The sequence below is a fragment of the Thermodesulforhabdaceae bacterium genome (genome assembly GCA_037482015.1).
Taxonomy (GTDB): domain Bacteria; phylum Desulfobacterota; class Syntrophobacteria; order Syntrophobacterales; family Thermodesulforhabdaceae; genus JAOACS01.
Window position 1 is genome coordinate 136952 of record JBBFKT010000001.1, and the last position, 25538, is coordinate 162489.

The 25538-nt window shown below is 42.6% G+C and carries 23 protein-coding genes and 1 tRNA gene; 13 read left to right on the plus strand and 11 right to left on the minus strand.

The annotated features are described in order from the left end of the window. The first annotated feature begins 190 nt into the window (after window positions 1-190). The 6 genes from WHS38_00575 to WHS38_00600 all read left to right on the plus strand — a co-directional run bounded on the left by WHS38_00575 (window position 191) and on the right by WHS38_00600 (window position 8242). Complete coding sequence (locus WHS38_00575; protein ID MEJ5299467.1) at window positions 191-1042, plus strand: sulfide/dihydroorotate dehydrogenase-like FAD/NAD-binding protein; 852 nt, start codon at window positions 191-193, stop codon at window positions 1040-1042. Between the two features lie 58 nt (window positions 1043-1100). Further along, window positions 1101-2513 carry an NADPH-dependent glutamate synthase gene (gene gltA / locus WHS38_00580; GenBank protein MEJ5299468.1) on the plus strand — a complete coding sequence of 471 codons (1413 nt, stop codon included), beginning with the start codon at window positions 1101-1103 and terminating at the stop codon, window positions 2511-2513. Window positions 2514-2685: 172 nt separating this feature from the next. Further along, the gene (locus tag WHS38_00585) at window positions 2686-4728 is read left to right on the plus strand and encodes a DUF6785 family protein (protein ID MEJ5299469.1); all 2043 of its coding nucleotides are present in this window, start codon (window positions 2686-2688) and stop codon (window positions 4726-4728) included. Between the two features lie 10 nt (window positions 4729-4738). Continuing rightward, window positions 4739-6703, plus strand: a complete 1965-nt coding sequence (locus WHS38_00590; protein MEJ5299470.1) for a peptide transporter — start codon at window positions 4739-4741, stop codon at window positions 6701-6703. A gap of 28 nt (window positions 6704-6731) precedes the next feature. Then, the gene (locus WHS38_00595) at window positions 6732-8099 is read left to right on the plus strand and encodes a heterodisulfide reductase-related iron-sulfur binding cluster (GenBank protein MEJ5299471.1); all 1368 of its coding nucleotides are present in this window, start codon (window positions 6732-6734) and stop codon (window positions 8097-8099) included. 67 nt (window positions 8100-8166) lie between these two features. Continuing rightward, window positions 8167-8242 (plus strand) — tRNA-Val (locus tag WHS38_00600). A gap of 5 nt (window positions 8243-8247) precedes the next feature. On the opposite strand, the gene WHS38_00605 is transcribed toward WHS38_00600, so the two are convergent. After that, window positions 8248-8637: a PilZ domain-containing protein gene (locus tag WHS38_00605; GenBank protein ID MEJ5299472.1), complete on the minus strand. Its 390-nt coding sequence runs from the start codon at window positions 8635-8637 to the stop codon at window positions 8248-8250. Between the two features lie 91 nt (window positions 8638-8728). On the opposite strand from WHS38_00605, the gene WHS38_00610 reads away from it, so the two are divergent. Both WHS38_00610 and WHS38_00615 read left to right on the plus strand, forming a co-directional pair. Further along, window positions 8729-9142, plus strand: a complete 414-nt coding sequence (locus tag WHS38_00610) for a hypothetical protein (protein MEJ5299473.1) — start codon at window positions 8729-8731, stop codon at window positions 9140-9142. Window positions 9143-9492: 350 nt separating this feature from the next. After that, window positions 9493-11046 carry a carboxyl transferase domain-containing protein gene (locus tag WHS38_00615; protein MEJ5299474.1) on the plus strand — a complete coding sequence of 518 codons (1554 nt, stop codon included), beginning with the start codon at window positions 9493-9495 and terminating at the stop codon, window positions 11044-11046. A gap of 64 nt (window positions 11047-11110) precedes the next feature. Here WHS38_00615 and WHS38_00620 read toward each other — a convergent pair whose 3' ends face one another. The 9 genes from WHS38_00620 to WHS38_00660 form a co-directional block, all read right to left on the minus strand. Then, window positions 11111-11794 (minus strand): enoyl-CoA hydratase/isomerase family protein, encoded by a 684-nt coding sequence (locus WHS38_00620; protein MEJ5299475.1) that lies wholly within the window; start codon window positions 11792-11794, stop codon window positions 11111-11113. 11 nt (window positions 11795-11805) lie between these two features. Next, window positions 11806-13068, minus strand: a complete 1263-nt coding sequence (gene argJ / locus WHS38_00625; GenBank protein ID MEJ5299476.1) for a bifunctional glutamate N-acetyltransferase/amino-acid acetyltransferase ArgJ — start codon at window positions 13066-13068, stop codon at window positions 11806-11808. Next, window positions 13013-15547 (minus strand): preprotein translocase subunit SecA, encoded by a 2535-nt coding sequence (gene secA, locus WHS38_00630; protein MEJ5299477.1) that lies wholly within the window; start codon window positions 15545-15547, stop codon window positions 13013-13015. Before secA ends, argJ begins: the two co-directional genes overlap by 56 nt. Before the next feature lie 85 nt (window positions 15548-15632). Further along, the gene (locus tag WHS38_00635; protein MEJ5299478.1) at window positions 15633-16091 is read right to left on the minus strand and encodes an N-acetyltransferase; all 459 of its coding nucleotides are present in this window, start codon (window positions 16089-16091) and stop codon (window positions 15633-15635) included. Window positions 16092-16160: 69 nt separating this feature from the next. Continuing rightward, window positions 16161-17009, minus strand: coding sequence for a formate dehydrogenase accessory sulfurtransferase FdhD (fdhD, locus tag WHS38_00640; protein ID MEJ5299479.1), 849 nt, complete (start codon window positions 17007-17009; stop codon window positions 16161-16163). Further along, window positions 16985-17458: an NUDIX hydrolase gene (locus tag WHS38_00645; GenBank protein MEJ5299480.1), complete on the minus strand. Its 474-nt coding sequence runs from the start codon at window positions 17456-17458 to the stop codon at window positions 16985-16987. Before WHS38_00645 ends, fdhD begins: the two co-directional genes overlap by 25 nt. 2 nt (window positions 17459-17460) lie before the next feature. Beyond that, window positions 17461-18768, minus strand: coding sequence for a solute carrier family 23 protein (locus WHS38_00650; protein MEJ5299481.1), 1308 nt, complete (start codon window positions 18766-18768; stop codon window positions 17461-17463). 64 nt (window positions 18769-18832) lie between these two features. Further along, the gene (locus WHS38_00655; GenBank protein MEJ5299482.1) at window positions 18833-19786 is read right to left on the minus strand and encodes a ribose-phosphate pyrophosphokinase; all 954 of its coding nucleotides are present in this window, start codon (window positions 19784-19786) and stop codon (window positions 18833-18835) included. Between the two features lie 222 nt (window positions 19787-20008). Next, window positions 20009-20275, minus strand: a complete 267-nt coding sequence (locus WHS38_00660) for a hypothetical protein (GenBank protein MEJ5299483.1) — start codon at window positions 20273-20275, stop codon at window positions 20009-20011. 254 nt (window positions 20276-20529) lie between these two features. On the opposite strand from WHS38_00660, the gene WHS38_00665 reads away from it, so the two are divergent. Genes WHS38_00665 through WHS38_00685 form a run of 5 tightly spaced genes read left to right on the plus strand, consistent with a single transcriptional unit; the run spans window position 20530 to window position 24976 of the window. After that, entirely contained in the window at window positions 20530-21195 is a 666-nt protein-coding gene (locus WHS38_00665) for a MotA/TolQ/ExbB proton channel family protein (GenBank protein ID MEJ5299484.1), read from the plus strand. Beyond that, complete coding sequence (locus tag WHS38_00670; protein ID MEJ5299485.1) at window positions 21176-21664, plus strand: hypothetical protein; 489 nt, start codon at window positions 21176-21178, stop codon at window positions 21662-21664. The genes WHS38_00665 and WHS38_00670 overlap by 20 nt, the downstream gene beginning before the upstream one ends. After that, complete coding sequence (locus WHS38_00675) at window positions 21661-22191, plus strand: hypothetical protein (protein ID MEJ5299486.1); 531 nt, start codon at window positions 21661-21663, stop codon at window positions 22189-22191. Before WHS38_00670 ends, WHS38_00675 begins: the two co-directional genes overlap by 4 nt. Then, window positions 22188-23060, plus strand: coding sequence for a hypothetical protein (locus WHS38_00680; GenBank protein MEJ5299487.1), 873 nt, complete (start codon window positions 22188-22190; stop codon window positions 23058-23060). The genes WHS38_00675 and WHS38_00680 overlap by 4 nt, the downstream gene beginning before the upstream one ends. Continuing rightward, complete coding sequence (locus tag WHS38_00685) at window positions 23057-24976, plus strand: hypothetical protein (protein ID MEJ5299488.1); 1920 nt, start codon at window positions 23057-23059, stop codon at window positions 24974-24976. The genes WHS38_00680 and WHS38_00685 overlap by 4 nt, the downstream gene beginning before the upstream one ends. A gap of 45 nt (window positions 24977-25021) precedes the next feature. Here WHS38_00685 and WHS38_00690 read toward each other — a convergent pair whose 3' ends face one another. Next, window positions 25022-25432, minus strand: a complete 411-nt coding sequence (locus WHS38_00690; GenBank protein MEJ5299489.1) for a hypothetical protein — start codon at window positions 25430-25432, stop codon at window positions 25022-25024. Between the last annotated feature and the right edge of the window lie 106 nt (window positions 25433-25538).

Here is a 25538-nt window from a genome sequence, read left to right on the forward strand (position 1 = left end):
AATTTTTTCACGATGAGTTTCATTGGGACAGAAGATAAGATGCCGAAATAGAATGATATTTTTCCTACCGTAGAGTCTCCCTGGAAAATTGTCAGAAATAAAGAAACCTCCATTTGATTTTGTTGTTATACTTCATATAATTGCACTTAACTTAAACTTAATCTTTCTCAATAGCAGGAGGGTAATAAGTATGTTTAAGATTGTTAGAAGGGAAGAGCTAGCAGGAGGGAGTATTATTCTTAACGAGATTGAAGCTCCTTTAATTGCTCGTAAGGTAAAGCCTGGTCAATTTGTTATCTTAAAGGCCTCTGAAACGGGGGAGAGGATTCCTCTTACGGTAGCAGATGTTAATGTGGAAGCGGGGACTATTACGGTAATTTACATGGTGGTCGGTAAAAGCACAGCTCTTTTTAAGACTCTTCAGGTAGGAGATGGCTACCAGGCAGTAATTGGACCCCTTGGACAGCCCACTCACATTGAAAAAGTGGGCAAAGTAGTTTGTGTAGGGGGAGGAACAGGTATAGCTGTTCTCCATCCCATTGCAAGAGCTCTAAAGCAGGCAGGTAATTATGTGATAAGTATAATTGGCGCAAAAAATAAAGATCTGCTCATTCTTGAAGGTAAGATGCGCGTTATTTCCGATGAGATGTTCATTTGCACTGATGATGGTTCCTACGGTTACCATGGTTTTGTTACAGATGTTTTGAAAAAGGTTCTCAAGGAAAATTCCGATGTAAAACTTGTGGTGGCTATAGGTCCTGTTCCGATGATGAAGGCTGCCTCGGAAATTACCAGGGAATTTAAAATAAAAACCATAGTAAGCTTGAATCCCATCATGATAGACGGAACGGGTATGTGCGGAGGGTGTAGAGTTTCTATAGGAGGGCAGATAAAATTTGCCTGTGTTGATGGCCCTGAATTCGACGGACATGAAGTTGATTATGACGAACTCATGCTCCGTTTAAGTGCCTATAAAGAAGATGAACAACTCAAATATCACGAAGAGCCCTGTAAAATAGGACTTGCGAAGGCCAAGTCTTAAAAAATTGAATTAATCTTATAACGCTTGTTCTACCTAGCAAATGGAGGTTTCAGCTAAGATGACCGAAAAATCCTCAATCACGAAGTTGTTACCACGGCAGAAAATGCCCGAACAGGATCCTTTGGTGCGAAGAAGGAACTTCGATGAAGTGCCTTTGGGTTACACTATAGAACTTGCTATGGCTGAGGCAAGTCGATGTCTCCAATGCAAAAAACCGGGTTGTGTAAGCGGATGTCCTGTAAATATTGATATTCCAGCATTTATTCATCATATTACCGAAGGGGATTTTACAGCGGCTATCGAAAAAATTTGGGAAAAGAACGCTCTACCGGCCGTATGCGGTCGTGTATGTCCTCAGGAAATTCAATGTGAAGGAAGCTGCATTCTAGGGAAAAAGGGTGATGCCGTCGCTATAGGGCACCTCGAACGTTTTGTGGCAGACTATGAAAGAATCCACAATCTGGCTCATCCGCCTCCCAAAGCTCCCTCCACGGGTAAAAAAGTAGCAGTCGTTGGTTCCGGTCCCGCCGGTCTTACAGTAGCCGGTGACCTGATACTTAAAGGTCACGAGGTAACCATCTTTGAAGCTTTTCATAAACCCGGTGGGGTTCTTATATACGGCATTCCTGAATTCAGGCTTCCCAAAGAGATAGTAGCTCAGGAAGTTGAACGACTTGAACAACTGGGCGTGAAAATAGAATGTAATGTTGTTGTAGGAAGGACTGTCACTTTAGATGAATTATTTGAACAGGGATATGACGCAATTTTCGTGGGCGTGGGAGCGGGACTACCAAAATTTCTAAATATTCCCGGAGAAAACCTGGTGGGAGTTCTTTCTGCTAACGAATATCTTACCCGAACTAACCTGATGAGGGGTTATCTTTTTCCAGAGTATGACACTCCTGTGCCAAAGGGAAAAGATGTGGTTGTTATTGGTGGCGGAAATGTGGCTATGGATGCCGCAAGAACTGCCTTAAGGTTAGGTGCTGACAGAGTTAGAATTATTTATCGCAGATCCAGAGAAGAAATGCCTGCTCGTCTGGAAGAGATTCATCATGCTGAAGAAGAGGGCATAGAATTCAATTTGCTCACCAACCCCGTTAGGTTCGTCGGAAACGAAAAGGGAAGACTGGTTGGTATAGAGTGTATCCGCATGGAACTTGGAGAGCCCGATGAATCAGGACGACGAAAACCCGTTCCCGTTAAAGGTAGTGAGTTTGTTACAGAATGTGATCTAGCTATAGTGGCAGTAGGAACGGGAGCTAATCCAATTCTTACCAGATCAACATCCGACTTAAAGCTTAATAAATGGGGATACATTTTAGTGGATCCAGCTACAGGAAAAACCAGCAAAAGGGGAGTCTGGGCTGGTGGAGATATAGTGACGGGATCTGCCACGGTTATACTTGCTATGGGAGCCGGAAGAAGAGCTGCGGAGTCCATACACAATTATTTGACCTGGGGATGGTAAGAATTACAGAACATCAACTTTTCCTGATGTGACGCTTCGATTCATTGTTGGTATTAATTTTATCCGGCAACTATTTAGAAATTTTTATATATGGATGAGATGGTAGGGACAAGGTTCTCCTTGTCCCTAACTGGTTAATCACATATTAAAAACCCAGTTCGAAATGAATAGAATGTTTGTGGAATTAAGTAAGATTCGTTGGCTTACAATCTTAGGTGGAACTGTTGTTGTCCTGATGCTAGCATGGATTACTCCATGGAGTAATATTGTTCGTTATAATTCGCCTCTCGGTGGGTCTCATTTTCCTACCGCACCATTTGGAATTCTTTTAATGTTGGCGATCTTTTGGAACGGTTTGCTGGGACGATTCATTCCCAGGGCTCGATTAAGCGCTTTAGAACTTCTTTATATTTGGCTTGTTAGTGTTTTAGCCACAACCATTGCTTATACCGGTTTTGCGAGGACATTCTTCCTGAACCTGCTCTGGCATCCGGAAGCTATGCAAAATATCGTTTGGAAAAACTTGCTTCCTGACGGTGAACATCTGGCTCGATCTGTGCTTCAAGGTGTTGGTGGCGGCGGAGAAATTAAAATAATGAGCCTGTTGAAAATCATTCCATGGGGCGAATGGTGTCCGTTTCTGGCTCTGTGGGTAATTTTCCTGGCTCTTGTCGTCATTACTTTGCTGGGAATAAGCGGAGTCTTTGCTCATCAGTGGATTGAGAATGAAAGAATGGCTCTCCCTTTGATCCAGATTCCTAAAATCTTTTCCGAGGAAAGCTATAACTCGTCATTGTTAAGATCCTTGAAGAATACCTTTTTTATTGTGGGGCTTTGTGTGCCTGTATTAATACACACAATGAATGGACTTGCTACATACTTTCCATCTATTCCGCAAATTCCCGCTCTTCTGCTTGCTCAGCCCTACATTCCCCAGGAAGGACTTCTTAGAGGATTTTCTAAGCTCAAGATTTATATTTATCCGGCTTTTGTGGGCTTTGCTTATATGGCGCCACGGCAGATCTCTCTCAGTATCTGGTTTTTCTTTTTGATGGGGCTTCTTGTTCCAGGGCTTTTGAGCCTTTTCGGAATGTCGATTCCGAATATAACTCTAGGGACAACCTTTGGTCCGGGGGTCGCTCGAGCGGAAGAAATGCAGATGGTTGGAGCTTATGGAATCTGCGGAATTTTTATTATCTGGCTTTCAAGACGCCATATTTGGAATCTTCTCTTTGACCGAACTTATTTAGGAAAAAAATCTGAATATGTGGGGCTTGTTCATCCACGTTTAGGGCTTGGTATGGCGATTACTGGCTATATTTTGACTGCTTTCTGGCTTGTTGCCTTTGGTATGGAAACTAAAGTTGTTTTGCCGTTCCTCTTAGTCTGCTTAATGCTCCAGATTGTTGTTGCAAAGATGATATGTCAGGGAGGGCTTCCTTATTTTACTTTGCCTGTTGCCCCAAGTGATGGTTTCTTAGCATTTTTTCCATCAAAACTTTTTTCTTCGATGTCGATATATCTTGGGGTTGTTGTTCAAAAGATGGCATTTCTTGATGTGCGAGAGTCTTTACTCCCGACCCTTATTCATGCTTCTGCTCTGATAAGGAAACAGCAACAGCATCGCCATTCCGGTATTGTAGCAACCGTAGAAGATATTAAAACACTTCAGAAAGATGAATTTTATAAACTGACCGGTGTGGTAGAAAGTCGTAGAAAATTTCTTCTGGGGATAATTGTTTCCATAATCCTGAGTTTTACAGTATCCGCCCTGTCCATGCTGGTGATTTACTATAAATATGGAGCTCTGTCCCTTCCGGATTCATGGGCTTTAGAAACTGTGTTTGGGGCTCACGAAAAGGCTCTTAATTTAATTCAGCATCCTGAAGCTCCAAAACCGTGGATAGCTTTCTATGTAGTTTTGGGAGCTCTGATAATGACCGTGTTAATTGGCGGTTATCATCGGTTTCCCTGGTGGCCTTTCCATCCTATGGGCTATCTTATGACTTACAATTCCGCTACTCATGTTTTGTGGTTTTCTTTCTTTTTGGGCTGGCTTCTTAACTGGCTTGTTTTCCGATACGGTGGCGTAAAAGCTTACGTGGCTTTTCGGTGGTTTTTCGTCGGACTTGTGGTTGGTGATGTGGTCATGGCTATACTGTGGATTATTGTGGGGTGGTGGGCACCGGTGGCTTACCATGTTTTTCCAACGTAGGTGATAAATAATGAGAGAAGATAAGGAACTGCAAGAATACAGGCAGATTCTTGCTCCGCCAGATAATTTTGAAGACGGTTTCGGTTGGAAATCGGTTGTCGGAGCGCTTTTCATTGGCTTTATTATGATGCCAGCTTCTATGTATTTAAATCTGGTGATTGGAACTGGAGTAGGTCCTGCGGCTCGATGGGTTACGGTTATTCTTTTTGCTGAAGTTGCCAAAAGAGCTTACACAAGGCTTAAGCAACAGGAAATTTTCGTGCTCTATTACATGGCTGGAGCGGCTCTCTCGTCGCCTTTTTCTGGGCTTTTGTGGAATCAATATCTTATACAATCTGAGGCTGCACAAATTCTGGGATTGAGCCACCTTATTCCTTCCTGGGTTGCGCCGTCACTGAATTCTTCATCTTATCTCGAGCGGAGTTTTTTTCACAGGGATTGGCTTGTGCCGATTCTATTGCTGGTAGGTTTTGAACTTATTCAGGCGGTGGATCATTTCGGATTAGGTTATGCCCTCTACAGACTTACTTCTGATGTTGAAAAACTGCCTTTTCCGCTTGCTCCTGTGGGAGCTCTGGGAACTATGGCTCTTGCAGAATCGGCAAATCGAGAAGAAACGAGCTGGCGATGGCGGGTATTTTCAATTGGGGGAATGATAGGACTTGTTTTTGGCTTTTTCTATTTGCTGGTTCCTGCTGTAACGGGGGTGATTTTTTCCGAGCCTGTTCGTTTGATTCCCATCCCGTGGATTGAGCTTACCGATGTAACGGAAGATCTATTCCCTGCTGTTGCCACAGGAATACAACTTGATTTGGGGCTTATCTTCATAGGCATGGTGCTTCCCTTTTGGGCTGTTATTGGGGGACTTATAGGTTTTGTTATTACCCTTATAGCCAATCCTTTGCTTTACAAGTATGGTATCCTTTACCACTGGCACAAGGGCATGAAGACTGTAGAGACAGTATTTGCCAACAACTTTGACTTTTACATGAGCTTTGGAATAGGGCTTGGACTTGCCATCGCTGTTGCGGGGATAATCCATGTTGCGGTTATATTAAGAAGAGGAGAAAAAGTTTCGTGGCGGGATAAAATAAGGAAGCTATTTGAACCACCCCCAGGTAGAGGTGATTTTCGTATAGGGATTGCTATCGCCATATACGTGGGATCTACTCTGGCTTACATACTGCTTTGTAACTATCTTGTGCCTGGCTTTCCAATTATTTTTCTGGTGGCTTACGGTTTTATTTACACTCCCATAGTGTCTTACATTTCGGCTCGGATGGAAGGTGTTGCGGGACAGTTTGTAAGTCTGCCCATGGTGCGGGAAGCTAGCTTCATTGCGGCTTCCAGGTTTTTCGGTTATCAGGGACTGGACATCTGGTATGCCCCTATACCCATTCACAACTATGGTAAAGCCACGGTCAAATTTCGGGAAATTGAACTGACGGGAACAAGCTTTAGAAGTATCATCAAGGCGGAAATTTTCGTTTTTCCGGTGGTTATGATCGCAAGCCTTATTTTTTCGCAGTATCTGTGGAGACTTGCGCCCATTCCGTCAGTTCATTATCCCTATGCTCAAGAATTGTGGCATCTGCAGGCTCTAAACAGTCTCCTTCTGCAAAGTTCAACTCTTGGAGAAGGTTCCCCTTTTATGCAGGCATTTAAATTCTGGTATGTGGTTGTAGGCTTCGGGTTGGGAATGATCACCTATGGAACGCTGGCGGCTCTTAACCTGCCTATACTTCTAATCTATGGCATTACAAGGGGCTTGGGGCAAACGACCCCTCACGGGATTTTCCTGGAAGTGATCGGAGCTCTTTTAGGGCGTTATTATTTTGTAAAACGCTATCAATTAAAATGGAGACAATACGCTCCTGTGCTACTTGCCGGATTTTCCTGTGGGATTGGACTCATGGGCATGCTGGGCATGGGATTTACTTTGATCATGAAATCCCTTGGAAGACTCGCCTACTAAATCTTGTTTGCTAATTTGGGAGGAAAACATGGAACCCGAAACTATTGTTAGGGAAATTATTGAAGAGTGTGGCGATTGTGACGTATGCCGGGATCTTATGGATGGTGTTTGTTTTTTCTTTCCAAAGCTTTATGAAATTTGGGACAAAGAAAAGGAGGGAGGAATAAAAGCGACCTTTTCGGATCTTAGATCCTTAGTTGAAAATTGTCATTTTTGTGCTCTTTGCCCCTGTGAACCTGTAAGATCAAAGATCATCAAAGCAAAGATTGCTTTTATAAAAAGGGACGGACTGCCCTGGTCAACCAAATTACTTGAAAATGTTGAGCTAACATGGGGCATCCTGCGTAAAATTCCTGCTCATCAGTTTATGTCTAATCGAGTTGTCGGTTCAGCGGTCAAAAAATTGCTCGGAATTCATGAATCACGACAGATTCCTTTTTTCCCTGATGAATCTTTCGATATATGGGCTAAAAAGAAAGGACTTACAGAACCTGTTAAAACAACGAATTCCCCAAAAGTTGCCTATTTTGTTGGTTGTACTGGCAGGTTTCTTTTTCCCCAGGTTCCGAAGTCTTTTGTGAACATTATGGAACGCTTGGGGATCCCTGTTTATGTGTTTGAACAGCACTGCTGCGGTATGCCGGCACTTTTAGAGGGTGACATGGAGCGAGTTCTTTCATGGCTTGGTGGACAAATCAAGCTATGGTTTGAGTTAGTTTCGGATGGTTACGATATTGTATGCTCCTGTCCAACCTGTAGTTTTATGCTTCGTAGAGTTATTCCCGCAGGTGTTATCTATTCTGATGCAGTGCAGAAAAAACTTAATGCTAAAAATGGCGAAATTTTGGTGCCGATAGAAGAAAGAATTTTTGGACAGAATTTAACAAAGATGCTTTCTCTACACAAGAGGCTTTACGAAAATGTGCTGGTCAGCGGTGAATATTTTTCTGATTTAGATCCTGTAGAACGGTTTGTTGTAGCTTCCCATACTTTTGATGCTGGTGAGTATATTTTGAAGCATATTAACTCTAAAGAGAACTTTTCTATCAGAGTGGAGAATCAGCACAAGGGATATGTCTATTTCCCACCTTGCCATCAAAGGGAACAGAAGGGAGAGATGCTGTATTACATGGAACTTTTCAACCGGCTTGGAATCGAGGGCATTAGCTCTTTTACAGATAGTTTTGGTTGTTGTGGGTTAGGAGGTATTAGAGGTTTTAGCCAGAGTTACCATGAAAAATCGGTAGCAATTGGAAAGAAACTTGTCGAAAAAATCGACAGGATGGAACCTCGAGGGATTATCACAGAATGCCTGAGTTGCAGGATCCAGTTTGAGGAATTAACCGATTACGATATTGTTCATCCCCTGGAAGTTATAAACCAGGCTATGAAATAGGATTGTTCTTAACTTCGGTATTGCATTATCACGTGTATTGAGTTATAGTGGCAAACATCTTAAAGGTGGGCGGGTAACTCAGCGGTGAGAGTGCCATCCTCACACGGTGGAAGTCGCGAGTTCGAATCTCGCCTCGCCCACCACTTTTTTATGATGTTCTAGGGGTGAGTCGGTCCTGGAGGTATTCAAAAACTTCTTTCCTAACAGTATCTTCACTACCAAGGTTGTAACTTACGATTTCTTTTAGCGTGTTAAATGAATCTAGATCCATACCTTCAAAGTCCACACCTATACCTTCTGGGGTGGTTCTTACGACCTTACCCATCACGGTAACCTTAAGAGGATTTTCTGCGCCACTAAGGTAAATGCTAATTTCTACTTTTTGATTCACAGGAAGTTTTTCCTTTGAGACAACGAAGGCTCCTTTCAGACTTAAGTCTTTTACTTCTCCACTTATTGAAATTGAGCCCTTAACAATTTCTGCAGTCGTGCGAAAACCCACCCTTGTAAATCTTCGTCTTTCCTTTTCTTCCATCATTGCTTCTCTCCCGATCAAGATTTACAATATTAAACTGTCATTTTACCTTACATACATATATCTAAAATAACCAACGGAGAGGTCAAAGACAATGAAAACTAAAATATCTTGGGTTGTGGAGAACGAAGGGGTGGGGATAAAGGTTGAAATTCCTGAAGGAAAAGAATTCCTGATAGCTGGATTTTTTAACGATATGGCCATTTTCCAAAATGAAGTTGATAGGCTGTGCAAGGAAATCCGCCATGCCTTTGAAAAGGCTTCGGAAGAGTGGCTTGCTTTGCAGAAAAAGTCAGTTGTCGAAAAACAGTCTCAGGATCCTCAAGCTTTTTGGGCTATGTTAGAAAAAGAACCCAAAGAAAATATGATAAGACTATTCAATGCTCAGAGCGAAGATATTAGAAAGCGTGTGGCTCAGCATGTCTTTGAGCATGTGAGTGTTTTTTCCGGAGCTGGTGCTATTTTTGCCGAACTTTACAATCAAGAAACCTTCTTGTTGGAGCCATGAAAAGCTAAATCTTATAGTAAACGCGAGATAATAGTTTCCGTGATCTTTTTCAAACACTCTCTAGCTTTGCTAGGGATGTTCGTAAAAATCGCGCTGATAACTCTCGCGGTTGCCATATTGTAGGGGCATGGCATGCCATGCTCCCACCCATGATGCACTATTCCAACGATCTTATGAAAATGTCATCAAAACATAGGTGGTTAAAAAGTCTCAGATAAGGGATAATTTTTGAATAGCCCCTAGCTTTGCTTGACAAGCTCAGCCGAAACTATAGAATGGCTAAATAAAGTTTTGTGACGTTAAAAAACCGAAGTTTTGGAAAGAGACATAGAGAGAGAGGAGAGTGAGGTATGGCAACGGTTGCCGAAAAGATCAAGGAACTTCGCGAACGAGAAGCAAAAATCAAGGAAATGGGAGGTTCTAAGGCTGTAGCTCAGCAACATGAGCGAGGAAAGCTTACGGCAAGGGAGCGGCTAGAGTATTTCTTTGATCCAGGAACATTCAGAGAACTCGACATCTTCGTCAAACATCGTGGCACTCTCTTTGGGCTTGATAAGATGGACATTCCAGCCGATGGAGTAATTACCGGCTATGGAAAAGTAAACGGTAGAGAAGTTTTCGCCTTTTCTCAGGATTTTACAGCCAGAGCCGGCACTCTGGGAGAAATGCACGCCAAGAAGATCTGTAAGGTTATGGATCTTGCCCTTAAAGCTGGAAAACCCCTTGTCGGATTCAACGACTCTGGCGGAGCCAGAATTCAGGAAGGCGTTGATGCTCTCTCCGGGTATGGTCAAGTATTTTACCGCAATGCAATCTCATCAGGAGTCATTCCACAAATTTCTGCCATAATGGGACCTTGTGCTGGAGGAGCAGTTTACTCCCCTGCAATGACCGATTTTGTGTTTATGGTTAAGAATACAAGTTATATGTTTATCACGGGTCCCGATGTTGTAAAGGCGGTGCTGGGGGAAGTGATCACCCAAGAAGAACTCGGAGGAGCGCTGACTCACGCTACCAAAAGCGGAGTCGCTCATTTTGCCTGCGAAAACGACCATGATGCCATTGACAAGATCAAAGAGCTTTTGAGTTATATTCCCGATAACAATATGGAAGATCCACCCTATGTGCCAACTCAGGATAGCCCTGATCGCACAAGCCCTCTGCTTGACTCCATCATTCCCGATAACCCCATGGGGGCTTACGACATGAAGGATGTGATTCGAGAAATCGTCGATGATGGAAAATTCTTTGAAGTTCACGAACTTTACGCCCCTAACATCGTTGTGGGGTTTGCTCGCCTTGGTGGGAATACCATTGGAATTATAGCTAACCAGCCTAAGGTTCTTGCTGGTTGCCTCGATATTGACTCATCAGACAAAGCTACACGCTTCATCCGATTCTGCGATGCCTTTAATATTCCTCTGCTTACTATCGCCGATGTGCCCGGCTATCTTCCCGGGAAGCAACAGGAGTGGGGCGGTATAATCCGTCATGGAGCTAAGTTATTGTGGTGCTATTCTGAAGCAACCGTTCCCAAAATTACGCTCATTACTCGAAAAGACTACGGTGGTTCCTACCTTGCTATGTGTTCGCGAGACCTTGGATGTGATGTGGTTCTTGCCTGGCCCACGGCAGAAATTGCCGTTATGGGAGCAGAGGGTGCGGCAAACATTATATTCAGAAAAGAAATCCAGGAAGCTTCAGATCCGGAAGCAAAAAGGAAAGAAAAGATCGAAGAATACCGTAATCTTTTGTATAACCCCTACATTGCTGCATCCAGAGGCTATATTGATGCGGTGATCGTGCCGAGTGAGACTCGACCATGGCTTATTGATGCACTTAATATGCTAAAAACCAAGAGAACGGCTCTACCACCCAAGAAACACGGAAACATACCTGTATAAAAGGAAAAAAGGACGGTTAATCACGCAGGGGCACATAATGCCGTGCCCCTGCTTAAACACATTATCAATCGCCCATAACGACTTGCCTTAGAGAGGCAATTCGCCTCCGCCAGTTGCGCTTGATTTTGGTGTAGGTTTCTCTATCTTTTTCAGCCATTTTCCTGGCGAAATCCATCGTTTTGGGGAAAAGTTCTGCTTCGGAAAAAGCACCATCTACAATCCCGAGTTCTGCCGCTTCTTTGCCTCCAATTCTTGCTCCAGTCAGAATTAAGTCCTTTACTGCACGGGGATTTGGAAGTGTTTCAACTACTTCCTGCATGAGAAGCGTAAAGGGGATTTTTATATCCACTTCAGGCAAGCAAAACCAGCCCCGGTCTTCTCGCATAAAGCGAAAATCTAAGGTCGCAGACAAAATGGCGCCTCCAGCGAAAGTATGACCCGTAAGACACCCGATAGTTGGAAGGTTCAGAAGTGCCGCTCTGAAATAGACTTTGTCCATAAGCCTTGCAAATTCCATGAAATATTCTCGAGGCTGTTGGCTTAGCCAATCCAGGTTGATGCCTGTGCACCAGAACTTGGATGAATTGCTGGTGATCACCAATGATGCGTTTTCTTTTGTAGCTTCAATCTGATCGAAGATTGCAAGATATTCTTCAAGAACGTCTTTTGTGAAGGTATTAGCTCCATCTCCATTTGTGAGAGTCAAGACAAAAACAGATCCGTCTTTAGTGAGTTCCATTGATGTCATTTTCTTTCCCCCTAGGTTCTATACTTTGCGTTGATGGTGATGTAGTCGTGAGAAAGATCGCAGGTCCACATTCGAAATGTGGCATTCCCTGATCCGAGAGAAATTCTTATGTTAATATGTTTCTTTTTGAATTCGGAACTTGCCAACTCTTCCGTTTTTTCATCGTTCACAGGCACACCATTAAGAAAGACGCAGACCTCGTTGAAAAAGAGAGATACAGCCTGCGGATTTATGTCAACGCCCGATCTTCCAACGGCAGCAATAATTCGTCCCCAGTTCGCATCTTCTCCGTAAAGTGCCGTTTTAACAAGGGGAGATTCTGCAACCGTTCTGGCGACTTTTTTTGCATCATCTTTGGTTGTGGCACCTACAACTTGAATTTCTATAAACTTTGTGGCTCCTTCTCCGTCCAGGACGATCTGCTGAGAAAGATCAATGGAAACGGCTTCTAGTGCTTCCAGAAACATCTGGCACGAAGTGGGATCATCTTCGCTAATGGTTATTCCTGATTTCCCGGTTGCCAGGATAAACACAGTATCGTTTGTGCTAGTGTCTCCGTCTACCGTTATGGCATTGAATGATCTGGATACTGCCTGTTGCAGGAGTTTGCTTAGAAGCGACGGTTCAATAAAAGCGTCTGTGCACAAAACCCCCAGCATGGTAGCCATGTTTGGAGCAATCATTCCGGAGCCTTTGGCTATACCGCCGATTTTTATCTTTGTTCCCCGGATTTCCCTTTCTGTATATGCTAGCTTAGGAACCGTGTCGGTCGTCATAATGGCTTGAGCCGCTTCATGCCAGCGTTCAGGGGAAAGACCCTTTATGAGATCCTTCATGGACATAGCCATGAGGTCAACGTCTATTTGGGGACCTATAACACCGGTAGAAGCAATAAGTATCGATTCAGAAGAAGTGCCCAGAGTTTTTGCCAGAAGTTCTGCACTGAGTCTTGCTCTCTTTATTCCTTCTTCTCCTGTGCAGGCATTTGCTATACCGGCGTTTATGAGAACTGCTCTTATGCTAGAGCTTCTCTTACCGAGATGATCTTTGGAGACCACAACCGGTGCAGCAGTAAAAAGGTTTTTGGTAAAAACTCCCGCAGCTGGAACGCCCTCTGAATTTTCCGACACGATAAGGGCTAAATCCGGTCTTCCTTTGTATCGCATCCCTGTCGATGCGATACTTACCAGAATTCCGGGAATGACGAAGTTTTTTCCTCTAACGACCACAACACTTTTTGTATTTCTTTCCGCTTCCGCATGGACAAGGGTCATTTCGTCCCACCTTCTGTTTGTTTTTTACTGTTTTCTGAGCCGGGGAGGATTTCTCTCCCCCTCCGTAATACATGGGTTGAGATTCCTGTTCTCGCTTAAGTTCTTCGACTTCTTCTTCCTGCCGAATCTGAATATGGAACATCATTCTAACGGTATCTCGCTTTATGCGATAGATCATTTCATCAAAAAGTTGATGAGCTTCACGCTTATAGGCAACAAGGGGATCTTCCTGACCGTATCCTCTAAGCCCTATGCCTTCCTTAAGATGATCCATGCTGAGAAGATGGTCTTTCCAATGGTTATCTACATTTTGAAGTAGCACATAACTTTCCAATTGGCGCATCAAAGTCTGACCTATTTCCCGTTCCCGTTCATCGTAGCGCTTGATTGCTGTTTCAACCAGGAAGTCCTCAACAGACTCGGGTGTCCTGAATTCTTCTCCTACGGTTCCACTTCCATTAAATTGAGGTTTTATACCCGTGAGACTTGCAAATTCTCGGGAAATGTTTTCCCAATCCCATTCTTCAGGGTGCAATTTTTCGTCACAGTAGGTTGACACGATCTCACTGATAAGGTCTCGAATCATGTCCTCAATGACCGGTCGTAGGTTTTCGCCTCGGAGGGCTTCTCGCCGTTGCTTATAGATCACTTCGCGCTGGATGTTCATAACATCGTCAAATTCAAGGAGTTGCTTACGGATGCTGAAGTTATGAGCCTCAACTCGACGCTGAGCATTTTCTATCGCTCTGGATACTATGCGATGTTCAATTGGTTCATCTTCTCCCATTCCAACTTTGTCCATTATCCACGCTACCTTATCCGACGCAAAGATTCGCATGAGGTCGTCTTCAAGTGATAGGTAGAAACGAGAAGATCCGGGATCGCCCTGTCGCCCTGACCGTCCTCTGAGCTGATTGTCTATACGGCGGGCTTCGTGCCGTTCAGTTCCGATTACATGGAGTCCGCCAAGTTCTGCAATGCCGGGTCCAAGGACAATGTCGGTTCCGCGTCCAGCCATGTTTGTGGAGATTGTCACGGCACCTCGCTGTCCAGCTCTGGCTATAATTTCGGCTTCTTTTTCATGATGCTTGGCATTAAGAACTTGATGTGGAATACCTTCCTTTTTTAGCATTTCGCTTAGACGTTCAGATTTTTCTATGCTTATTGTTCCAACAAGAACTGGTCTTCCCTTTTCGTGTAGCTCTTTAATTTCTCGCACAACCGCTCTGAACTTTTCTCTTTCTGTTCGGTAGATACAGTCAGGGTAATCAATACGAATCATTTTTTTGTGAGTCGGTATGACGATAACATCAAGTTTGTATATCTGTGCGAACTCTTCGGCTTCCGTTTCGGCTGTGCCAGTCATGCCGGCGAGTTTTTCATACATTCTGAAGTAGTTCTGGAATGTAACAGTTGCTAGGGTCTGGTTTTCACTTTCAATTTTGACCCCTTCTTTGGCTTCAAGAGCCTGATGAAGTCCATCGCTGTAGCGTCGTCCTGGCATCAGACGGCCGGTGAATTCATCAACAATAATGACCTTGCCAGATTTAACCACGTAATGGACGTCGCGCTTAAAAAGATAGTGAGCTTTCAAAGCTTGATAGACATGATGTAGAAGATCTATGTGCTTTGGATCATAGAGGTTTTCAACACCAAGGAGTTCTTCAACTTTGGCTACACCTTCTTCGGTAAGAGCTACAGCATGGCCCTTTTCGTCAATGGTGAAATGACGATCCTTTGTGAGACGAGGAATTATGCGATTGATTTGGTAATAAAGGTCAGTTGATTTTTCAGAAGGTCCGGAGATTATAAGGGGTGTTCTGGCTTCATCTATGAGAATACTATCTACTTCGTCAACGATGGCGTAGTAGAGTTCGCGTTGGACCATGTCCTCAAGGCGAAATTTCATGTTGTCGCGTAGATAGTCGAAACCAAATTCGTTGTTTGTTCCGTATGTGACATCGGCCAGATAAGCTTCTTTACGCTCTCTATCGTCCAGCCCGTGCACGATACATCCAACGTTAAGCCCCAGAAAGCGATATATCTTGCCCATCCATTCGCTATCTCGACGGGCTAGATAGTCATTTACGGTGACCACGTGAACGCCTCGCCCAAGTAAGGCGTTCAAATAGACAGGCATGGTAGCAACGAGAGTCTTACCTTCGCCGGTTTTCATTTCGGCAATTTTCCCTTGGTGAAGAACGATGCCACCAACAAGCTGGACGTCGAATGGCCGCATTCCCAGGACTCGTCTCGCCGTTTCCCTTGCTACTGCGAAGGCTTCTGGCAGGAGATCGTCAAGAGATGCTCCTCTGCTAAGCCTTTCCTTAAACTCAGGAGTCTTTGCTTGTAGTTCAGCATCGCTGAGTCTCCTGAGTTTAGGTTCCAGGCTGTTAATTTGTTCTATGATTGGCGACAGTCCTTCTAAATACCGCTCGTTGTATGGTTTAAAGATCTTCCTAAATATTTTTGGCAACATTGCCTGATATCCTTTCTTATATTTCCTGACTCTTTCAAAGTCTTAGGCACGTTACCCCGTGCCTGTATTGTTAACCAGTAGCAAATTACTTTATCTCTTTTACCATTGCAACTTCGTCACAATTTGGAAATTTTGGACACTTTAAGCAATCCACCCATATCTTTTGCGGAAAAATGCTTTTGTCAACTATTCTAAAACCAAGGCGTTCAAAGAAAGCCGTTTCATATGTGAGCACAAATGTGCGGGGAAGACCTAAAGATTTTGCTTCTTCAAGGCAGGCTTCAACAAGACATCTTCCTACGCCTTTTTTTTGATATTCGGTTTTTACAGCCAGAGAAGCTATTTCTGAAAGATCGTCCCATATTATTTTCAAAGCTCCACAGCCTATAATTATTCCGTCTTTTTCTGCCACGAAAAAATCCCTCATGCGAGCATAAAGTTCGCTAAGCGATCTTGGTAGCAACCGCCCTTCGCTGGCAAAGGGAAGAAGCAAGCTGTGAATTTCTTTAATGTCTCTGATTTTTGCTTTTCTTACCGAGAACATATATCAAAACATCCTTTCTTTGGGGTGATAGGGACACACACGTCTTGTGCATTCCTAAAGGCAATGAATTTAAGCAGAAGGTTCTTCAATTCTTCCGCTATCGTGGTAAACCGTCATTTGAGTTGCTCTTGTGTAGCCCACAAGTGTAAGATTTAGAGTGCTGGCTAATTCGACAGCAAGTCTCGTTGCTGCATGACGGCTTACAAGCATCGGCACACCAGCCTGCGCTGCCTTTATTACAACTTCTGATGTGAGGCGCCCTGTGGTTACAATTATTTTATCGCTAAGGGAAATTTCGTTAATGAAAGCTCTACCGATTAACATATCCAGAGCGTTATGGCGTCCGATGTCGTAGCGATAAAAGGGGTAACCGTCATCAAGGGTTAAGATCTCACCGGTGCTATCTGCCACGGCGCAATTGTGAACTCCGTGGGTTTTTTTGTAAGCGTCGCTAAGCCTGTTAAGTTTCTCCATAAGATCCCATATTTTAGTAGGTTCAATCCTTAGGTTGTCGATAAGAGGATGTTCTAATAGGGAGTCAAGCACTTCACATAAAACGCTACCCTTAGCGCAACCTGATGTTATGGCTCTTTTCAGCCAAAATTTTTCTCTGGATGCAACGGCTCCATCGTAGGTTATATCCACTATGCCTTTCTCCCTATCGACGGTCACGTTTTTCAGAGCCTTTCGATCTCTAATCCATCCCTCGGCTATAAAGAAGCCCACAGCGAGTTCATCAAGGTGCCGTCCTGTGCAAAGGAGAGTTATCATCTGTTCTCCGTTGAAAAAGAGTGTAACAGGCGTTTCCTCAACAACCCATTGCTCTATTGTGCGAGGAAATTCTCCTTTGCGATATACCTTTACTGGTAAAGAAACAGCCGGTTCATCGTTTGTTAGCAGAATTTTTTCGCTTTCCATGCTCTATAGTCCTGAAGAATTTTAGCATGATCGAAGGCGAGATTTTCGGGAAGTTGATAAACATTGAAGATTGCACAGTTTTTTGCGTCGTCTGCAGCTTTGGGAAGAATTGATCCTTGTTGTGGATCGACTTCCGCCACAAAAACGACAGTTATTGTGTGATGACGGGGATCGCGGTCTGGATCGGAGTAGGCTCTGAATTGAGTTAGATTTTTTACCCTGAGCCCTGTTTCTTCGTAGGCTTCCCGAATAGCTGCTTCTTCTAATGTTTCACCATAATCTACAAATCCACCTGGTAAAGCCCATCCAGGAGGGGGATTTTTGCGTTCTATTAAAACGATGCGGTCATTTCCCATCTCGATTATTATATCCACTGTTGGAAAGGGGTTTTTATATATGTGAACTGCCTCACCGCACTTTGGACAATAGACGATTTTTGTTTTGCTCATGTTTATTTCTCCACTTTGCTCTTATCTCTTAGAAGCCCATGTTCTAAAATGAGAGACAGAAAAATACCCGAAATGAGTCCATTTTTCAAAAACAACTGAGCTACAGGATGAGCGGATGCTGTGAGGCCTGGTGGAAGGATTGAGACGATGAGACCCAGCAGAACAGACAATCCTATAACGGTTCCATCCCTTTGGGTTAAAGTGGAGGAAGTAACCATCTGAAGAGCAGCCCCGACTTGACTCCCCATCGCAACGCAAAGCACGGCTGAAACAACGGCCGATGGCACAAAGGCGAAGGTTGCAGCTATTTTAGGCACGAGGCTTATCATTATAGTTACGACACCGCAGACCGCTAAAGTATAACGGCTGGCTACTCGTTGAGCAGTAACTACTCCTGGACTCATGCTGTAGCTTACCAGACCAACGATACCCAGAAGCCCACATACTATACCAGATAAGCCGTTTATTGTAAGGGATCGTTTGAGTGATGAATTGAGTCGTTTGTTGTCCGTGATGGAAGCGATCCCGGCGAGACTTCCAAGGGCGTTAACAAGCACGGCTAGGTATGCGATGGCAAAAGACACCGAAGATATTAAAGAAAATTTAGGAGCGATAGGAGTCCACAGAGTAGGGATGCTTATCCAGGATGCTTGTTTCCAGATTGTGAAGTCTAGACTTCCAATAAGAGGGTAGAAAAGGGTTCCAGCGATTACACCGATGAGAAGAGATAGGGTTTTCCAGATTCCTTTCAGGTGATAAGAACAAAAGGCTGTGAAAATAACCACAGCGGAAGAAAAGGCAAAAAATAACCATTGTGGAGCTTTGTTTTGTGGTGACCCGTAGCCGACAAGAGATGCAGTAAGGTGTGGAGTTATAGAAAATGCGATGAGCATCAAGATTACAACCACAATGTTACGGGTAAATATACGTGAAAAGAACGAAATGTTTCCTAACAGGCCAAGTGAGAACATGACTATACTGCCAAGGATCATTCCGGCCTGTATATTACCTATGCCTTGTGGAGCAAGTGACAATACCGTGAGAAGGTGAGCGGTTGCAGGTCCTTCAAGTAAAGGATACCGATGTCCCCATAGGCTCTGGATCAGAGTAAAACTTCCAGCGACGAGGAAGGTCAACTGAACGAAAGCTACTCTGGCCACGGCGTCCATTTTGAATGCTTCGGCGCAAAGAGCCGTGACCATAGGGATGGCGGGAAAAAGAAACAGCGCCCATTGGACTCCGTAAAGTATAGCCAGAACCAAAGGTGGCTTATCGTCAAGGTCGTATATATAGACGTTAAGATTCTTCAAGCTTTATCCCGGTTTGTAACTTTAATCGCTCGCTTCACCCATAATTAGCATGAAAGTGAACACATCAGTGCTGAATTTCGAAAAGAGAACTAATGGAATCCTCATTGTGGATTCCCTTGATGGCTTCTGAAAAGAGGCGAGCTGTAGATACGACCTGTATCTTGGGACAAAGGGCTGCTTGAGGTCTCAAAGGAATAGTGTCCGTGACAACAAGGGTCTCTATACAGGACTCCTGTATATTATTGATAGCGTTACCGGAGAGGACTGGGTGAGTTACGCAAGCGTGGATGGATTTGGCGCCTTTGTTTTTGAGTGCTTTAGCCGCTTCTTTAAGAGTTCCCGCCGTATCGACCATGTCGTCAAGGATGATAGCCGTTTTCCCTTCTACGTCACCGATTATGTTCATGGCTTCAGCCTGATTGGCATCAATACGGCGCTTGTCTATAAGAGCCAGCCCGGCGTTCAAGCGGCTTGCGTAAGCTCTTGCTCTTGGCACCCCGCCAGCATCAGGGGATACAATTACAATATTATTTCCAAATCTTTCCTTGATGTAAGGAAGCAACACTGGAGAAGCATAAAGATTATCAACGGGTATATCGAAGAAGCCCTGGATTTGACCAGCATGAAGATCCATTGTGAGTATTCTATTGGCACCAGCTCGGGACAACAAATCTGCCACAAGTCGAGCCGTTATTGGAACTCGCGGCTTATTCTTTCTATCCTGTCTTGCATAGCTATAATAGGGCATGACAGCCGTGATACGGCGAGCAGATGCGCGCTTTAGAGCATCAATCATTACCAGAAGTTCCATAAGGTGATCGTTTACAGGGTGGCAACCAGACTGAATTACAAAGACATCGGCACCTCTCACGTTTTCCTGAATTTCAACCCTTATTTCACCGTCACTAAAGGTTGATACAAGAGCTTTCCCGAGAGATAATCCTAAATTACGACAAATATTTTCTGCCAATTGAATGTTGCTATTCCCCGCAAATATTTTCACTCCATACATCGCCATGAGAATAGTCCTCCAAAGCCCGTTTTAAAACTTGCCTGGTCAAAAAACAGACCGCCTTTTGGTTACCCCATGGCTTCCAAAAAAGCAATATCTTTTAAGATAAGGTTCTCTTACAGGAGTCCACTCGGCTTTTCTGGAAGTTTGCTTAAATAGGCAAACTAAAAGGCGGGCAAATCATTGAAAAATCTTATGATCGACGATTTATGCTCCTTGCCCAATCTTTTATGCCGTATCGCTATGGCGAGTAGAGACCCGAGCACGTCTTCTACGTCCGCTTACAGTGTAATATTCTCGATCCAGTAGCTTGCATTGCAAGGGCTTGATAATCTCGCCAATCTCCCATTTAGGACGTTCTGGATCAAGCAACAGTTCTTTGATGCTGTTCCAAGTTTTGGGCGTATAATAGGGACATTTATTACCATCGTTGAACAGTTCGCAATGATACTGGCTTACATATTTTTCGTATTTTTTACAATACTTGATCTTCATGATTTGGCCTCCCTACCACAAAAAAATATCAAAATGTATTTTCCATTCAATGTAATTTTAATCACGTTATCTGCGAATAACAAGCTTGAACGGAAAAAACAGCCCACAAAAATGTAAATAATTTAGCAGATTTGTCAAAACTCTGCAAAGATTGGTAAAAAAAATTGACAGATGTTTCTTTATCTTTTTATGATCGAAATAAAGTGAAGTTTTGGAAATTCAAATCGTCTTTTACAACTAAGAGGATGATCAAGATGAAGGCGATTTTGGCAGGAGTTGGTATTACCGCTGTATGGTATGGCTTAATGCTTTATGTGAATCCTTTTCCAAGACTTGAGCAGATGTTTTGTGGAAGTTTTGCAAGTGTTATTGTGTCTTTTGCCGGTTTTCTAGGATTGTCTCTTTCTGCTAAGACTCTTATGACCCAGCGCAACCTGGGAAGCGATTTTGAGAAAGTGATGAGAATAATTGGTGATGCACCAGGGACACTTAGCAACATTGAAGTATATAGAAACTTTGTTTGTGATAGGATAAGGAAAGATTTTGGTTTCCTGAAGGTTTTTCCTAACTTCTGTGTTGTTTTTGGGCTACTTGGAACCCTTGTGGGTATTGCTCAGGGTGTGGATACCTTAGCTGGTCTTTGGGCTGGAACGACAGATATTATTGCTATGAAGAGCGAGATTTCTCAGTTTCTAAGATACCTGGCTAAAGCTTTTGACTCGGCCATTTTGGGACTTCTTTTTGGAATTATCACAGCGGTAGCTATAAATCTTGCCCAGAGATGGTCGGAAAAGAAAGTGATAGGGTATTTAAGCGATAAAGTTAAAAATATGCTCATAGAATGGGATAAAGCTCTGGAAACACAGCCTTCTGAAGGGAAAACCGGAGGTTCTGGAACAGGTGATAGATCGAGAAATTAGGGATTTGAGTTTTATAATCTCATTCTTGGGTGCTCTAGTGTTGATACTTATAGCTGGTTTTTTAATAATCATGATTTACACCGTTAACGTTCCCGTGGCTTTAAACATTGACGTATCCATGAAGGATGGGCGATATCCGGCTGTTGTTATTTTTGAGAGAAATGATATCTCTTTGCAGTGTGGTAATTTATGTTCTTCATCAGAAGAATTAAAAAATGCACTTCGTGAATTTTGCGACTCTTTTTACAGCTTTCGCCAACTATTGCCTAATATAAAAAGTCAACCTGAACTTTTCAGACAATTTATAGAAACGAATCTTGATAGGCGTAGGTTTTACCTTGTTTCCATTATTCGTCCAAGTGGAGTAAAATTGTTTCAGGCTTTTTGGGGAACTGGATTTAGTGAAGATTTGATTGAGCAAGGTGTGCCTGTTCCCGAACCTTGGAGCATTAAGGTGAACTGTAAATGAACCGCTGGATTGCATGGACCGTCATAGTAGTATTAGGAGTTAGCCTCTTTTTGATAGGGGGGATTACTTTTAACATTATGATTGATTCATCCTGGGACGCACGATCAACGCTTTTGTCGAATAATACCAGAGTAAGCGAAAAGTTTTATTATTTCGAACTAGATCATAACCTTGCAATACCAGTTGGAACAGAAGGAAAGTGTAACGAAAAATTTTATAGAATTGTAAGGTTTCAAGAAGGAAATTCTATCTTGTGTGTGGTACCTAGAGAGATCCTGGGAAAATATAGTAAGGAACTGGATATTTTGAACCAAAAGGCTTTAATCTATTCTATTCTGAAGGAGCTGGATCCTTCTAGTTATTCATGCGTTTTTTTAGTTCGCCCTTCCGCTTTTGATTTTTACCACAGAATTATAAAAAATGTTGTAAATCTTGGGTTTGAAGTTATGTGGTTTCCTCTCGAAAATCTCCAGCCACTAATGTTTAATCTAAGCAGCAAGCAACTGGAGATTAAAAGACAGTTATGATCAGAATCATAGTTGGAATCTTTCTTTTCGTTCTTGTTGCAATAAACTTTTCAGGCTGTGCCGGGAAGGACGAACCGATAGATTATGATGAACTCACAGCAGAGGAGTTGGAAATCCTTTATCTACACGGTAGAACTTTTCTTCTCCCGAAACTTTGTAATGCCTATGCTAAGTGGTATCTGGAACGACCCGAGGCGGAGTGGTGGCTAGAAGGGATAGAGCGAAAAGAAGATGCTGGATCTAGATTTATCAGCTATTGCACTAAGGCTTATTACACTTCTAAGGATCAGGAAGCGGCTCGCTATCTAAAATTTTACTACCTTTTGAATCTCGAAAGAAAACCTACCTATCTGGGGGATTTTCTATTTTACCTGAAGGGAGGTGGAGAAAAGGGCGTTTATGAAGCTTTTGTGGAACATGATGCTCACTTTACTGCTATAGCTGAACATGGGCTTAGCATAGTTAACAGGTTATTGGGATCTGATGGAACAAAGAGTGACTCTGTAAGCGTTAAGCAATTAGCAGATCTTTTTAATCGTTATGTCACCGATCTTAAACAACTTGAATCCAAAGTTTTGATTTTTTCAGGGACAATCCATGTGCTTACCCTTAATATGGAAAACATAGCAACTGTATTAAATAAAACGACGGATGATTTCAAAGCAGTAAGCCTTTTGAAAGAATTTAGACACCAGATAGAATCTGGAACTTCCTTTGCTATAGCAATAGATAGAGTTGTTAAGGCTCCGGAAAATCTAAATAAAGATCTTTTATTAATAATAGTTGATGGATTGAACGACTTCAAGAAAAACAAGGAAAAGTATTTCAATCAATATGAATCTTTTCTAAGAGAGCCTAGCAGGAAATGACACTCCAAAGACTTTCAGGCATTTTGCCTTTTGCTAAAAGAAAAGTCATTTTACTTTTGCTGGTTATTTTGATTGTCTTTGGGTTTTTGATCTTTGCTGCTCATGTAAAGCTGTCCCGGACAGCACAATACGCTTACAAAATTATTGCCGAAGATTTGAAAAAACAGGGTGACGAAGCGTTAAAAAAGGGCTCTTATGTTGTAGCCAAAAGACTCTTTGAACGATCTATGATGTTTGCGGAGAAGGCCAACATTCCATCCCTGAAACAGCAGATTAAGAAAAATATGGAAAATGATGAAAACATGAAAAAAGTTCTTCGTGGTTTGGTGCCTTTTCAGGGATCTTGGGTTAGTAAAGAAGAATTTCTGAAGACTTACAGTAAAGCTAAAGATGCTAAACTAGAACTTCATAGTCTTATTTCTCGTGCTTCCGTAGCTGGTGCAGAAGGTGATTATGTCAGAGCAGTATCATATTATGGAGATGCTATAAAAAAATATGATGAAGCTTCCTGGCTTATTGGCAATGAATATAATCGAGATCAGTTGCTCAAAGGATATGAGAGAGCCTTAATTTTGAGTTCTAAACAAAAAGCCGACATTGATTTCAAAAATGGGCTTTTCGATCAAGCGGCAAATGTCTACGTAAACATTCTAAGTAAAGTGGATGAGTTACATATAACCGATGAATTTCTGCTTCAGGAAATTCATCGAAAATCGGTTGAGGCTTTCATAAACGCTTCTAAGGTTAAGTTTGAAATAAAAGACTGGCAGAGTGCTATAGAACTTATAGGCAAAGCTAAAGAACAATTACACCATTACAATTATATATCACCAGAAACTGTTGCTGTTTTTGATCAGGAAATAGCCAAGCTTTTGGGGAAAATTTATACTGAGGCTCTAAATGGTTGTGTTGAGATTATCCAAGATATGGTGACAAGAATTGATGCGTCCCGCACCTGTATTATGGCTGAAAGAGTTGATGATATACTAAAAAATATAATGCCTGGAGGGAAATACGGCACTTCTAATATTTCCTGTATTCCATCGCGGCGATATGAAATTGCAGAAATTCTTTTGCGAAAAGCCCTAAATGTTTTGGAATCGGCTAGCAATACTTATAATCTCGGTGGTCTAAAAGAAAGCAAAGCGCTTTTGCAGCAAACTTTGAACTTGGTGCAAGAAAAGGCTGCAAAGGATCGAATTGCGAGAGAGAGTTTTTCAATGAAGCTCGCTTCCTTAGAGGAAGAAGCGAAAAAAATGATGAATTCAGGAAGGTATGAAGAAGCTTTTAGAATATATGAAGAATGTGTCAAACTTATTAGAAGTAGCTCTTTTAGAGCGGAGGAACAGTATCAGAAAAAACTCGAAGATTTTTTGAACAGCCAACGAGAAATAACAGTAAAAGCCAGGAGTTCCAATTTAGAGAGAATGCTTGAAACAATGGAACATCTTGTAGCAGAGGGAAAGATTGAAGAAGTGGGAAATGTTGTTTCCAATCTGAACTATACAGATATCGATTCATCAAATCCCAGGCTCAGGCGTATTTTCTGGTTACGATATATATCGCAAAATGTACGAGATTTTTTTAAGGGCAGTATAAAGGAAGAAGCTGTAAAGTTTTTTGGGAAAGGTCATCAAGGTGATGTTAATATAAAAGTTGATGATGTTTCTCTAAGTAAGATAACTGTTTCGAATTATAAACCAGGGAACGCTTGTATTGATATTAGAATTAGCGGATCGGTGGTTTTATTTGTTGAATCTAATCGTAAATTTTCGGCAACCCCTTTCCAGTGCGAAGCTTATATAAAGACTTGTGAGGGATCTTCTAGTGTGAGTTATAACGGCGCCAAATGTAGAGAAGTAAAGGTTAAAGCGAGCTTAGGACCTGAACCTACGGTCTTTGGTGATTTGAAGTAAGTATCCCCCAGAATCGTAATAAAATCCTGGGGGATACTTTAATTTTTATAGTTCGTAGTCACCGTCTATGGTGATGATGTATTCTCTATCTCTTTCTCCTGCTGTGACAATAAATGTGCCGCTTCCTGTTATAGTAGAAAGCTTTCCAAGACCTTTGTAAATTTTCCAGGTTCCTTTTGTAACCCCTTCTTTTGCGTCTCTTTCACCTTCAAATTTGCTGTAGATTGCCCCGTGTTCAAAGGTAGTGATGGCGTATCCCATCATTTTTCCGTTTCCGCGTATTCTATCATGAAAAGTTACGGATCTTCTTGATACAAACTTCCCAGCAATACCTGGTTGATATTCTATGGGTTCTCCTTCCATTTCGACCAGGGTAAGCGAATGGTCAAATTCGTCATGAACATACATCATTTCTCTCCGAACCACCATCAAACGATATTTTGCGTGCCGTTTCATAATAAATACCTCCTTGTATGGGTGGGAAAACAGGAATCATCTTGTTATAAATATCACAATTTTAATCCTAACCCCTTTTCAAATAGGGTCAAGCAAAAAATGTTTG